We start from the raw sequence: 13,102 nt of genomic DNA on the forward strand, positions 1-13,102 counted from the left end.
CCCCGCCGGAAAACAAAACGCGCCGTTAGCGGCGCGTTTTTCATGGGCATCGTCCTGACTCAGGCCGGGTCGGTATGTTCAGCATCCGCCGCAGTAGATCCCGATGTGCGGTACAGGCGATACAGGACCACCGCAAACACTACGCCCACACCCAGCGCTGCCAGCCCACGCCACAGCGCACCCTCGTGCCACGCCGTCAGCGCCTGATCCAGTGCGGCGACCATCACCAGCCCGAATACAGCGCCGCGCAGGGCCGCGAACAGAACCTCCGTCTTTGTTGCCTTGTGCATGTTCCCCCCTGAGCAATCGTGTTGCAGGATCAGCGGGCTATTGAACGGGCAAACACGCCAGCACGCACGCGTGGGAACTGGGTTGTGTGATCGGCCACGGATTTTTCCCGGCTCAACCAGGCCGCTGCGCCACCAGGCTGAGCAGGCGCGGCGGCCCCTGGCGGTCGTCCTGCGCATGCCAGTGCTCGTCCACGGCCTGCAGTTGCAGGCCCACTGCGGCAATGGCCTGCAGGTAATCACGCAGATGGTGCAGATGGGCGGTAACCGGCACCGGATTGCCGGCTGCATCCAGGTAGTGCGCCTGGCCGCCACGGTACTGCCGTGCCGGATGCAGCTCGCTGATGATCAACTGGCCGCCGGGCTTGAGCGCCGTGGCCGCGTGACCCAGCACCGGCACCAGGTCGGCAATGTGCTCGAGCACCAGATGGAAGCAGACCCGATCGGCACTGGCCGGCACGCACGGCCACGCCGCCTGCAGGTCGGCCTGCTCGAATTGCACCTGCGCCAAGCCAATGCGCTCGCGGGCGATGGCCAGCATCCCGGCTGAAAAATCCAGCGCCAGCACGGCGCTGCTGGTACCGGCGTAGTGCGTGGTGTTCTTGCCGGTGCCACAACCGGCCTCGATCAGCAGCGCCAACGGCCCGGAAGGAGTCAGTGTCCGCGCCACCTGCGCATCCAGGTCACGGGTACGGTTGAGCTGGCTGTCATAGCTGGGCGCCCAGGCATCGTAGGCGGCATCAATGCGCATGCTCTCTTTCCTGCCCAATTCTCAGCTGCGGTGGGCCGTGGCCAGGTACTCGGCGCTCTGCATTTCGATCAGGCGGCTGGCGGTGCGCTCGAAGGCGCCGGCCAGACGGATGCCCGAATACAGCAGCGGCGGTGCATCGTTGGCGGTGCACACCAGGTTGACGTGGCGGTCGTACAGCTCGTCGATCAGGTTGACGAAACGGCGCGCAGCGTCTTCGTTCATGCGGTCAAAATGCGGAATGCCGCCGACCAGCACGGTGGTGAACTCGGTGGCGATCTCGATGTAGTCGGCCGGCCCGCGCGGGCCTTCGCACAGGGCAGTGAAATCGAACCAGGCAATCGACTTGCCGCGTGCGCGCACCGGAATCTTGCGCCCTTCAATCTCGATGTTGCCGGCACGTGCCTCGGCACCGCCGGTCAGCTCGCCCCAGCGCCCGGCCAGCCAGGCATCGCTGCCGGCTTCCAGTGGCGCGCGGTACACCGGCGAGCGGGTCAGCGCGCGCATGCGGTAATCCTCGGTGCCCTCGGCGTACAGCTCCACGCAGTGCTGCTGCAGCAGGGCAATGGCCGGCAGGAAGCTGTCGCGCTGCAGGCCGTTCAGATACAGGTTCTCCACCGCCGTATTGGAGGTGGTGACCAGGGTCACCCCTTCGGCGAACAGGCAGTCCAGCAGGCGCGCCAGCAGCATCGCATCACCGATGTCGGTGACGAAGAACTCATCCAGCACCAGCACCCGCAGGCGGCTGCTCCACTGTTTGGCGATCATGGACAGCGGATCGGCCTGCCCCTGGTGTTCGCGCAGCTTCTCGTGGATGCCGCGCATGAAACGGTGGAAATGGGTGCGGTACTTCTGCTCGATCGGCAGGCCGTCGTAGAACAGGTCGACCAGGAAGGTCTTGCCACGCCCCACCCCGCCCCAGAAATACAGGCCCTTGACGGCTTCCGGCTTGCGCAGGCGGGCAGCCAGCTTGCCCAACAGACCGGAGGCCGGGGCGGCCTGCAACAGGCCGTTGTGGATACGGTCCAGCTCGCGCAGGGCGGCGTGCTGGGCAGGGTCGTCCTTCCAATCACCGCTGGCAACGCCGGCGGCATAACGCTGGGTGGGGGTCATTGCAGACATCGTCAAACCGTGGGATCAGGCAGCCAGTGGCGCACTTCGTGGCCGATCACCCCGCGCAGGTCGATCAGCTTGCGATGGAAGAAATGGGTGGTGTCGGGCATGCGCACCAGCACCGGCGGCTGCGGCTGGGCGGCAACCCAGTCGAACACGCCCTGCGGCGGCACGATCTCGTCGGCCTCGCCCATGATCACCAGCCAGCGGTCCGGCGGGTTGACCGCCTCGAAGTTCCAGTCACGCCGGCCGACCGGCGGGGCGATGGAAATCAGCGCTGCCGGGGCCAGCGCATCGCAGGCCCGCAGCGAGACGTAGGCGCCGAAACTGAAACCACCCAGCCACAGCTGGTAGCCCGGCAGCTGCGCGCGCAGCCACTGCGCCACGCAGGCCAGGTCGTCCTGCTCGCCCACCCCGTTGTCATAGTGGCCGGCCGATTCGCCCACCCCGCGAAAGTTCATCCGCACCACGGTGACGCCCAGCTCGCGCAGCGCGCGCGCGGCCATGGTCACCACCTTGTTGTGCATGCTGCCGCCCTCGATGGACAGTGGATGGCAGATCAGCGCCACCACCGGGCGGGCCGCGTCAGCGGCCTCGGGCAGGTCAATGGCCACTTCCAGCGCGCCGGCCGGGCCGGACAGCATCACGGTGGAGGAAATTGCGGGAAAAGTGGGGGTATCCATGCCGGCATGATACCGTCCCGCGGCATCGGCCTTCACGGCCAGTACGCAAGTCGAGGATGGTGGCAATGCTGTATCTGATGGTCAGTGTGCTGTGCAGCGTGAGCGTGGGGGTGCTGCTCAAGCACTGGGGCAGCCGTGGCATGGACGCGGCCCAGCTGGTGACCTGGAACTACCTGGCCGCCGCCGGCCTGGCCTGGGGCGTGCTGCAACCTTCCCCGGCCGTGCTCACCGCAGCCACTACGCCATGGCCGCTGTTGCTCGGCCTGGGCCTGGCCCTGCCGCTGGTGTTTTTGCTGATGGCACGCAGCCTGGCCACGGCCGGCATCGTGCGTACCGATGCAGCCCAGCGGCTGTCCCTGTTGATCTCGCTGGCGGCCGCGTTCTGGCTGTTCGGCGAGGTCGCCAACGCGTGGAAACTGGCCGGGCTGGGCGTGGGGCTGGTCGCCATCGGCTGCCTGCTGGCCCGCCCGACCGCGCGCAGTGTCTGGGCCGACCGCGGTGGCCGGGCCTGGCCCTGGCTGCTGGCCACCTGGGCCGGCTACGGCCTGATCGACATTGCCCTGAAGCAGGTCGCCAGCAGCGGCACCGCTACCACCGCCGCTCTGGCCGTGAGCTTCAGCCTGGCCTTCGTGCTGATGCTGGGGCTGCAGCTGCTGCGCCAGGCGCGCCGACGCACCCGCATCGATGCCCGCCAACTCGGCGCCGGGCTTCTGCTGGGCGGGCTCAACTTCGCCAACATCCTGACCTACATCCGCGCCCACCAGGCCATGAGCGAGAGCCCGGCCACGGTGTTTGCCGGCATGAACATCGGCGTGGTCGCGCTGGGCACCCTGGCCGGGGTGCTGCTGTTTGGCGAGCGCACCAGCCGCCTGAACCAGGCCGGCCTGTTGCTGGCCATCAGCGCCATCGTGCTGATCGCCCTGGGCAGTTGAACCTGCCTGCTTGATACGAAAACGCCCGGCAACATTCCGTTGCCGGGCGCAGCAGACATGCCAGCCGTGTGGCCTTACAGGTCCAGCCCCAGCAACAGCGGGTCATGGTCGGAGGAGCGCCACGGCCCGGCCTGGTTGTCGCGGGCATAGCCATGGGTTTCCGGCTCGTCGGCATTGATGTGCCATTCGGCCGCACCGCGCAGCAGGCCGGCCAGCGACGGGCTGAGCAGGGCATGGTCCAGGCGGCCGAGCTGGCCGTTGTAGACGTAGCTGTAAGGCTGGTCGACCCCGGCAATGGCGAAGGCATCGCGCCAGCCGGCCGCGTCCAACGCGCGCAACGGCTGTTCCATCGCATAGGCATTGAAATCGCCCAGCACCACCGCATGCGGGCTGCCGCTGCCGGTCGGGTCACTGCCCAGCCAGCGCACGATGCGCTGGGCGCTGTCGGTGCGGGTGGCGTTCCAGCAGCCCTGGCCATCGCCCTGGTCGGCATCGGCCCCGGCCACGTCGCGGCAGCCCTTGGACTTGAGGTGGATCGCGGTCACCGTGAAGGCCGGGCCATTGCCGCGGCGGAAGGCCTGGGTCAGCGGTACCCGGCTGTGTTCGACGAACGGTCCGTCCTCCAGCACCGCCGGCTTGCCGACCGGAGTCAGCACCCCGGCGCGGTAGATGATCCCAACCCGGATCGGGTTGCTGCCCGGCCCCTGGCCGGCATCGACAAAGCGCCAGTCGCCCGGGCCCTGGGCATCGGCATTGAGCGCATCGACCAGCTGGGCGATGGACGATGCCGGGCCGTAGCCGTCGTTTTCCAGTTCCATCAGCGCGGCCACGTCGGCTCCCAGGCCATTGATGCTGGCCACCAGCTTGGCCTGTTGCGCGGCCAGCTGGGCAGCATCGGTGGCGCCGCGCAGGGTCGGGAAGCCGCCGCCGGCGCCATCACCGTTGAAATAGTTTTCCAGGTTGAACGCGGCCACCTTCAGGGAGCCGGCCACCTGCGGTGCGGCGTCCGGGCGCGCGGAGGCCGGCAGGGTCAGCGGCCTTGTCAGCTGCAGGCGCCAGGCCGCACCGTAACGCTGCTCGACAATCCCTTCCACTGCCTGCAGCTGCATGCCGCCGCGCGGCAGCTGGCCGGCCGGCAGCAAGGCCAGGGTGTCCGGATCACGCGCATCATCGGCATCGTCCAGCACCAGCAGACGGCGCTGGTTGTCCTGTTCCACCGCCCGCGCCTGCTCGCTGCCGGGCAGGGCCACTTCGCTGGGCTGCCACAGCGGGCCGCCGAAGGCAGCCCAGATCTCGCCACTGCGCTCCAGGTTGTGCAGGCCGACCACGCTCAACGGCACGTTGATGCGCACCAGGCGGCCTTCCAGTGTTTCCCAGTCGGCCGGCGCGGCGTCCAGCAACAGCGGCCCGGCCACCGGCAGGCCACGGCAGCTGGCAGCCTGGATGGTGTCGGCCTTCAGCGCGGTCATGCTCTGGCCACTGCGCCCGGCCGCCTGCTCCACCACTTCGCCGCGCACGCGCAGGCAGGCCGCTGCCGGCAGCGGCTGGTCTTCATCGGCCAGCACCAGCAGGCCCTCGGAGGTGAGCGGATTGCCGTCCTCGCGGCCATGCAGGTAGAAGCCATCCAGGCCCTGGCGCAGGTCGGCCGTGAGCCGGCCCTCGACGGTGACCGTCTGCCCTGCCAGCGGGCTGGTCGCGCCCTCGCCCTGGACGGCCCCGATCAGGGTGATGACGGGCCGGGCCTGCAGCGGCAACGCCGTCAGGCAGGCAAGAGTGAGCAAACCAATACGCAGTGACATCACAAACCTCGGCAACAACGCAGCACCGTCAAGGTGCGCTAAGGACAGGACACAAATGCCAACGCCGCCCTACGGCGGCGCTGGCGGTCGATCAGCGGCAAAGCTTACTTCAGGTTGCCCAGCATCCAGTCAACCGTGGCCTTGACCTGTTCATCGGTGAGCCCGGGATTGCCGCCCTTGGGCGGCATGATGCCGCCATCGGCACCGGTGAAGCCTTCGATGGCGTGGCGGTACAGGGTGTCATTGCCCTGGCCGATGCGCGCGGCCCACTTGCCGCGTTCCAGGGTCGGGGCCAGGCCCACGCCATTGGTATGGCAGGCCCCGCACAGGTTGTCGTAGATGACCTTGCCGTCCAGGGTGCCGCCATAGGCGGCATTGGCCGAGGCAGCGGCCAGGGCGGCGGCCTGCGCCGCGGCCTGGGCGGCGGCACCGGTGGCCCCGGCATACACCGCACCGGCCGGGGCGATGCGCGCTTCCAGACGTGCCTGCGCGCTGGGCGCGACCTCGTCGGGCAGGCTGCGGTGCAAAAAGGCTGCCAGCACGATCAAGGCCAGGGTGACCGCAGCCAGGAACACAATGACCAAGGAAAACCGTTTCAGGAACTCAAGATCGTAATTGCGCACGTTGCATAACCCCAAGGCAGGTGGCAGCCGGACCGCAGCAGTGCAGCGAGTATGAACAGACATCCACCCCCGCTGCAACGCCTTGCCGGCAACTGCCGTTGACGCAGCGCAGCACCCGGCTGCACTTACGGGGTGGCCGCTGCCGCCTGTTCGCGTGCCTCGCGCTCGGCCTTGCGCCGGGCCGCCTCGTTGCGGCGGAACTCCCACGGAGCCATGGCCTGCTTGTCCGCCCACAGCCCGCGCCCGGCGCGCTTGGCCCCCGTCTCCAGGCGCAGCATGGCGCTGTCATTGAGGTACTGGCGGTAGGCCCAGGCCATGCCGGCATGGACCATTTCCTGGTTGGCATTGACCTGGTCGACATGGACCACCCCGATCACCCGGCCATAGCGGTCGCTGCCCTGTTCTTCGATGCGTACCTGGCGCTCGAACACCAGCTTGGCCAGGTGCTCGCGCGAACGGGTGCCGTAGGCCTGGCGGCGCTCGGGGGCATCGATGCTGGACAGGCGCACCCGCACCTGTTCCTTGCGCCCGTCGGCATGCTCGCGCAGCACGGTCACCGTGTCGCCATCGGCCACCCGCACCACCCGCCCATCGAAATCGGCCCAGGCCAGGGCCGGCCAGCCGCACATCCCTGCCAGCAACATCGTCCAGAAAACCGTCTTGCGCACTGCCACTACCTGAAAACTTCCAATAACCGTCAAGGATAACCGCCGCTTCAGCCACCGGCTTTCCCGCACTTGCCTGCTTGCAATGGCGATTCCTTGCGCGCTGCACGATGCGTCCTGCGATCACGAAAGTTACGCTTGATACCAATTGGCCCCGTGCTGGCGCTTGCCGCGCCATCCCCCACCCGGCGCTTGCGACCACCGTTGTTCGGAGCTTTGCATGCACGTACCCATGCTGGACTTCGCCCTGGGCGAAGAAATCGACCTGTTGCGCACCACCGTGGCCGGCTTTGCCGCCGCCCAGATTGCTCCGCTGGCCGAAGCGGCTGATCGCGACAGTGCCTTCCCCAATGCGCTGTGGCCGCAACTGGGCGAGCAGGGTCTGCTGGGCATCACCGTGGAAGAGGCTTACGGCGGCAGCGGCATGGGCTACCTGGCCCATGTGGTGGCGATGGAGGAAATCTCGCGTGCTTCCGGCGGCATCGGCCTGAGCTATGGCGCCCACTCCAACCTGTGCGTCAACCAGCTGCGCAAGAACGGCAACGAGCAGCAGAAGCAGCGCTGGCTGCCCAGGCTGTGCAGCGGTGAGCACATCGGCGCGCTGGCGATGAGCGAGCCGGGCGCCGGCTCGGACGTGGTCTCCATGCGCCTGCAGGCGCGTGCAGCCGATGGCGGCTTCGTGCTCAACGGCAACAAGATGTGGATCACCAACGGCCCGGATGCCGATGTGCTGATCGTCTACGCCAAGACCGACCCGGCCGCCGGCTCGCGCGGCATCACCGCCTTCATCATCGAAAAGGGCATGGCCGGCTTTGCCACCGCGCAGAAGCTGGACAAGCTGGGCATGCGTGCCTCCAACACCTGCGAGCTGGTGTTCACCGACTGCTTCGTGCCGGAAGCCAACGTGCTGGGCAGCGTGGGCGGCGGCGTGCGCGTGCTGATGAGCGGGCTGGATTTCGAGCGCATCGTGCTGTCCGGTGGCCCGCTGGGGCTGATGGCCGCAGCCATGGACGTGGTGCTGCCCTATGTGCACCAGCGCTGCCAGTTCGGCCAGCCGATCGGCAGCTTCCAGTTGATCCAGGCCAAGCTGGCCGACATGTATGTGGCCCTCAATGCCACCCGTGCCTACGTGTACAGCGTGGCCCGGGCCGCCGATGCCGGCCGCGTGACCCGCCAGGATGCGGCCGGGGCGATCCTGTTTGCCGCCGAGAAGGCCACCTGGCTGGCCGGCGAGGCGATCCAGATCCTGGGCGGCAACGGCTACATCAACGAGTACCCGACCGGGCGCCTGTGGCGCGATGCCAAGCTGTACGAGATCGGTGCCGGCACCTCGGAGATCCGGCGCATGCTGATCGGCCGCGAACTGTTCAACCAGACCCAGCAGGACTGAGCCGATGAGCGTGTTGAGCACCCAGCTGCAGCCGGGCAGCGAAACCTTCCAGCACAACGTGCAGGCCATGAACGCGGCACGCGACACCCTGCGCGCGGCCCTGGACGTGGCCATGGCCGGCGGCGGCGAGGCGGCCCGGGCCAAGCACCTGGCCCGCGGCAAGCTGCTGGTGCGCCAGCGCATCGATGCCCTGCTCGACGCCGGCAGCCCGTTCCTGGAAATCGCCCCGCTGGCCGCACACGGCATGTACGAAGGCCAGGTGCCCTGCGCCGGGGTGGTGGCCGGGATCGGCCGCGTCTCCGGGGTGGACTGCCTGATCGTGGCCAACGATGCCACCGTCAAGGGCGGCACCTACTACCCGATGACGGTGAAAAAACACCTGCGCGCACAGGAAATCGCCGGCGAAAACCGCCTGCCCTGCATCTACCTGGTCGATTCGGGCGGCGCCTTCCTGCCGCTGCAGGACGAGGTGTTCCCGGACCGCGAGCACTTCGGCCGCATCTTCTACAACCAGGCCACCCTGTCGGCGGCCGGCATCCCGCAGATCGCCTGCGTGATGGGCAGCTGCACCGCCGGTGGCGCCTACGTGCCGGCGATGAGCGATGAGACGGTGATCGTCAAGGAGCAGGGCACCATCTTCCTCGGCGGCCCGCCACTGGTGAAGGCCGCCACCGGCGAGGAGGTCAGCGCCGAGGACCTGGGCGGCGGCGATGTGCACACGCGCATTTCCGGCGTGGCCGACCACCTGGCCGATGACGATGCCCAGGCCCTGGCCCGGGTGCGGCAAATCGTGGCCAACCTCAACTGGCAACAGCCGCCCTGCCCGCTGGCCCTGCGCGCTGCGCTGCCGCCGCGCTATCCGGCCGAGGAGCTGTACGGGGTGATCCCGGCCGACACGCGCAAGCCCTTCGATGTGCGCGAGGTGATCGCGCGCATCGTCGATGATTCGGCCCTGGACGAATTCAAGGCCCGCTACGGCACCACCCTGATCTGCGGCTTTGCCCATATCGCCGGCATGCCGGTGGGCATCATCGCCAACAACGGCATCCTGTTTTCCGAGTCCGCCCTGAAGGGCGCGCACTTCATCCAGCTGTGCTGCCAGCGCGGCATCCCGCTGGTGTTCCTGCAGAACATCACCGGCTTCATGGTCGGGCAGAAGGCCGAACACGGTGGCATCGCCCGCGACGGCGCCAAGCTGGTGGCAGCGGTGTCCTGCGCCCGCGTGCCCAAGTACACCGTGGTGATCGGCGGCAGCTTCGGTGCCGGCAACTACGGCATGTGCGGGCGCGCTTATTCCCCGCGTTTTCTGTGGATGTGGCCCAACGCGCGGATCAGCGTGATGGGTGGCGAACAGGCCGCCAATGTGCTGGCCACGGTCAAACGCGATGGCCTGGCTGCCCGTGGCCAGGACTGGCCGGCCGAGGAACAAGCCGCGTTCAAGGCGCCGATCCAGGCCCAGTTCGAAGCCCAGGGCCACCCGCTGTACGCCAGCGCGCGGCTGTGGGACGACGGGGTGATCGACCCGGCCGATACCCGCCGCGTGCTCGCCCTGGCGCTGGCCGCCAGCCTCAATGCCCCGGCCGAAGCCACCGGCTTCGGCGTATTCCGGATGTAAGCCGATGCAGCCCGTTGCCCCGCTGTTTTCCAAGATCCTGATCGCCAACCGTGGCGAGATCGCCTGCCGCGTGATCGCCACCTGCCGCCGCTTGGGCATTGCCACGGTGGCGGTGTATTCCGATGCCGATGCCCAGGCCCGCCATGTGCGTCTGGCCGACGAGGCCGTGCACATCGGCCCGGCCCCGGCAGCCGAAAGCTACCTGCGCGGCGAGGCGATCATCACCGCCGCCCGCACCTGTGGCGCCCAGGCCATCCATCCCGGCTACGGCTTTTTGTCCGAGAACGCCGGCTTTGCCCGGGCCTGTGCGCAGGCCGGGATCACCTTCATCGGCCCGCCGGTGGCCGCGATCGAGGCGATGGGGTCCAAGAGTGCGGCCAAGGCCTTGATGGGCGGTGCCGGGGTGCCGCTCACTCCCGGCTACCACGGCGACAACCAGGAGCCGGCCTTCCTGCAGCAGCAGGCCGATGCCATCGGCTACCCGGTACTGATCAAGGCCAGCGCCGGCGGTGGTGGCAAGGGCATGCGCCGGGTCGATGCGGCGGCCGATTTTGCCGCCGCCCTGGCCAGCTGCCGGCGCGAGGCGGCCAATGCCTTCGGCGATGACCATGTGCTGGTGGAAAAATACGTCCTGTCCCCGCGCCATATCGAAATCCAGGTGTTTGCCGACAACCACGGCAACGTGGTCCACCTGTTCGAGCGTGACTGCTCGGTGCAGCGCCGCCACCAGAAGGTGCTCGAAGAAGCCCCGGCCCCGGGCATGACGCCCGAGCGCCGGGCGGCGATGGGCGCAGCGGCGGTGGAAGCGGCGCGTGCGGTCGGCTATGCCGGTGCCGGCACGGTGGAATTCATCGCCGCCCCCGATGGCAGCTTCTACTTCATGGAAATGAACACCCGGCTGCAGGTGGAACACCCGGTCACCGAGCTGATCACCGGCCTGGACCTGGTGGAATGGCAGCTGCGCGTGGCCGCCGGCCAGCCGCTGCCACTGCGCCAGGAGCAGCTGCAGATCAGCGGCCATGCGATCGAGGCACGGCTGTATGCCGAGGATGCCGACCACGGCTTCCTGCCCTCCACCGGCACCCTGCAGCACCTGCGCCTGCCCACGCCCGGTGCGCATGTGCGGGTGGATGCCGGGGTCGAGCAAGGCGATGTGATCAGCCCGTGGTATGACCCGATGATCGCCAAGCTGATCGTCTGGGATGTGGACCGCGATGCCGCCCTGCGCCGCATGGATGCCGCCCTGGCCGCCTGCCAGGTGGTCGGGGTCACCACCAATGCCGGCTTCCTGCGCCGCCTGGTCAGTACCGGCTCGTTCGCCCAGGCCCAGCTGGACACGGCCCTGATCGAGCGCGAACAGGCCGCCCTGCAGGTGGATGACACACCACCGCCAGCGCCAGTGTGGGCACTGGCCGCTGCCTTGGCCCAGGTGCAGCAGCAGGCCGGCCACAACAGCACCTCCACGGCCTGGGCCAGCCCCTGGCAGGCCGGCGATGGCTGGCGCCTGCATGGCCAGGCGCAGTGGCCGGTGACGCTGCAGCATGCCGGGCACCAGCAACCTTGGGGCGTGGCCGGTGGCAACGGCCGCTGGCAGTTGTCCGGGCCGGATCAGACCGGCATTGCCCTGCAGGGCCACATCGGCAGTGATGGGCATTTCGCCGTCCAGGCCGGCAGCGGCCACTGGCAGGGTCAGGCCGTCTGGCTGGGCCATGAGCTGCACCTGTTCTGCGCCAGCGGACACTACCGTTTTACCCGCATCGACCCGCTGGCCGGGCAAGCCGCGGCAGCCCATGGTGGCGACCTCACTGCACCGATGCCCGGGCGCATAATCAGCCTGCTGGTCGCACCCGGCAGCGACGTCCAGGCCGGGCAAGCGCTGCTGGTGATGGAGGCGATGAAGATGGAGCACACCGTGCATGCGCCCAGAGCCGGCACCGTCACTGGCTACCGCGTGGTGGTGGACCAGCAGGTGGCCGAAGGCAGCCTGCTGCTGGACTTCAACACCGACGGCCAGGCAAACAGCAGCGCGGCCTGATCACTCCCCGCCCGGCTGCCAGATGGCACCGGCCGGGTCCAGTTCGGCGATATGCATCTGTGCTGCGCGTACACCGAAGCCAGCAATGGCCAGCGGCCCATCACCGAAGGGCTGCAAGCCCAGATCCTGCTCGACATCGCACTCGTTGATCGCTGCCGTGACAAAAGCCCCCAGACCTGCCTGGGTAGCTGCCAGGTAGAGCGTCTGCGACTGATGCCCGACGTCAAGTATCGCTGCCCGGTATGCCTTGGAATGGTTGCGATATTTCCATTGCAGGCGGTCATAGCGCGGTGCCATCACCACCAGTACCTGAGCATTGGCGAACCAGTATTGGCCAGCCAGCCAGCGACTGGCCATGGCCTGCCAATCCGTACCGGCAACCACGCCACTGCCCAGCGGCACCATTCGATGACCTTCGGCCTGGTAGTGGTACAGGCCATCATCTATGCCCCGCACATTGCGCACGAGCAGGTAAGTCTCAACAGGGTGCAGGCCGCCCGCCGATGGACTTCCCTTTTTGGCAAACCGCGCACCGCTGACATGCTCCACAGCTGCGCGCTCAGCCAGGCCGGCCCACAATACCGAGGAAAAATCGGCCAGATCCAACCACTGCTGGCCATCAAAATTCCGGCAACTGACGCGACGTTCGAGCAACTTTTCCAGTGTTGACTCGGTTACCGGCGGCAACTGCACAGCACCTGTTGACGCAGCACCACTGGGAGGCGGCGTTCCCAGTGTGGCAATCAAGCCATCCAGTCGATCCAGGCCTTGTTCGGCCAACTGCTGCACACTGTCCTGCGCACTCCAGCGCGATTGCGCATGCAATACCGCCGCGGGGCCCCACCAATGAGCCTGACGCAACTGCAGATCACGCATCGCACAAGGACGCACATCATCCTCGGCCAACAACAATCCCGCCTCAAACAGTTGCCTCGCCGTATCGGGCAATGCCTGCAGGTTGGTCCAGCAGGAGCGATCCAGATTCCCCAGCAGCTCCAGCTGCTGGGCATCCACGACAATCGGTCCATCCAGATGAGCAGCCAGTGCCTGCCACTGGCACAACGCATTCAACAGCGGCTGACCGGCACCGGAAAACAGCGCCGCCACATCCAGTTGCAGGGTCTGTACCGGCTCACACAGCAAATGCCAACAGCGGCGTACACGCATGCACGCATACATGATTTCCGTCACACATTCCTCACAATAGTGTTA

The 13,102-nt window shown here is 67.8% G+C and carries 12 protein-coding genes; 4 read left to right on the plus strand and 8 right to left on the minus strand.

Annotated features, from left to right (window positions below):
- Positions 1-59: 59 nt before the first annotated feature.
- The 4 genes from ABB30_RS06135 to ABB30_RS06150 form a co-directional block, all read right to left on the minus strand.
- Positions 60-290 (minus strand): hypothetical protein, encoded by a 231-nt coding sequence (locus tag ABB30_RS06135; RefSeq protein WP_057637429.1) that lies wholly within the window; start codon positions 288-290, stop codon positions 60-62.
- A 112-nt stretch (positions 291-402) separates the two neighbouring features.
- Positions 403-1,038: a class I SAM-dependent methyltransferase gene (locus ABB30_RS06140; protein WP_057637430.1), complete on the minus strand. Its 636-nt coding sequence runs from the start codon at positions 1,036-1,038 to the stop codon at positions 403-405.
- A 21-nt stretch (positions 1,039-1,059) separates the two neighbouring features.
- Positions 1,060-2,157 (minus strand): cell division protein ZapE, encoded by a 1,098-nt coding sequence (gene zapE / locus ABB30_RS06145; protein ID WP_057637431.1) that lies wholly within the window; start codon positions 2,155-2,157, stop codon positions 1,060-1,062.
- A 2-nt stretch (positions 2,158-2,159) separates the two neighbouring features.
- Positions 2,160-2,831: an alpha/beta hydrolase gene (locus ABB30_RS06150; protein WP_057637469.1), complete on the minus strand. Its 672-nt coding sequence runs from the start codon at positions 2,829-2,831 to the stop codon at positions 2,160-2,162.
- A 65-nt stretch (positions 2,832-2,896) separates the two neighbouring features.
- Between ABB30_RS06150 and ABB30_RS06155 the strand changes: the two genes are divergently transcribed.
- Positions 2,897-3,763, plus strand: coding sequence for a hypothetical protein (locus ABB30_RS06155; RefSeq protein WP_057637432.1), 867 nt, complete (start codon positions 2,897-2,899; stop codon positions 3,761-3,763).
- Positions 3,764-3,837: 74 nt separating this feature from the next.
- Here ABB30_RS06155 and ABB30_RS06160 read toward each other — a convergent pair whose 3' ends face one another.
- The 3 genes from ABB30_RS06160 to ABB30_RS06170 form a co-directional block, all read right to left on the minus strand.
- On the minus strand, positions 3,838-5,562 hold the full coding sequence (locus ABB30_RS06160) for an ExeM/NucH family extracellular endonuclease (protein WP_083489719.1): 1,725 nt from the start codon (positions 5,560-5,562) through the stop codon (positions 3,838-3,840).
- A gap of 104 nt (positions 5,563-5,666) precedes the next feature.
- Entirely contained in the window at positions 5,667-6,185 is a 519-nt protein-coding gene (locus ABB30_RS06165) for a c-type cytochrome (RefSeq protein ID WP_057637434.1), read from the minus strand.
- A 125-nt stretch (positions 6,186-6,310) separates the two neighbouring features.
- The gene (locus ABB30_RS06170; protein ID WP_211263463.1) at positions 6,311-6,853 is read right to left on the minus strand and encodes a thermonuclease family protein; all 543 of its coding nucleotides are present in this window, start codon (positions 6,851-6,853) and stop codon (positions 6,311-6,313) included.
- 217 nt (positions 6,854-7,070) lie between these two features.
- Here ABB30_RS06170 and ABB30_RS06175 point away from each other — a divergent pair, with 217 nt between their 5' ends.
- The 3 genes from ABB30_RS06175 to ABB30_RS06185 are packed head-to-tail and all read left to right on the plus strand — an operon-like array spanning position 7,071 to position 11,890.
- On the plus strand, positions 7,071-8,240 hold the full coding sequence (locus ABB30_RS06175; protein ID WP_057637436.1) for an isovaleryl-CoA dehydrogenase: 1,170 nt from the start codon (positions 7,071-7,073) through the stop codon (positions 8,238-8,240).
- A gap of 4 nt (positions 8,241-8,244) precedes the next feature.
- Positions 8,245-9,855, plus strand: a complete 1,611-nt coding sequence (locus tag ABB30_RS06180) for a carboxyl transferase domain-containing protein (protein WP_057637437.1) — start codon at positions 8,245-8,247, stop codon at positions 9,853-9,855.
- A gap of 4 nt (positions 9,856-9,859) precedes the next feature.
- The gene (locus ABB30_RS06185) at positions 9,860-11,890 is read left to right on the plus strand and encodes an acetyl/propionyl/methylcrotonyl-CoA carboxylase subunit alpha (protein WP_057637438.1); all 2,031 of its coding nucleotides are present in this window, start codon (positions 9,860-9,862) and stop codon (positions 11,888-11,890) included.
- Here the strand turns inward: ABB30_RS06185 and ABB30_RS06190 are convergent, their stop codons facing one another.
- Positions 11,891-13,069: a putative peptide maturation dehydrogenase gene (locus ABB30_RS06190; protein WP_338062341.1), complete on the minus strand. Its 1,179-nt coding sequence runs from the start codon at positions 13,067-13,069 to the stop codon at positions 11,891-11,893. It lies immediately after the preceding gene.
- Positions 13,070-13,102: the final 33 nt, after the last annotated feature.

This window comes from Stenotrophomonas ginsengisoli (assembly GCF_001431485.1).
Classification (GTDB): domain Bacteria; phylum Pseudomonadota; class Gammaproteobacteria; order Xanthomonadales; family Xanthomonadaceae; genus Stenotrophomonas; species Stenotrophomonas ginsengisoli.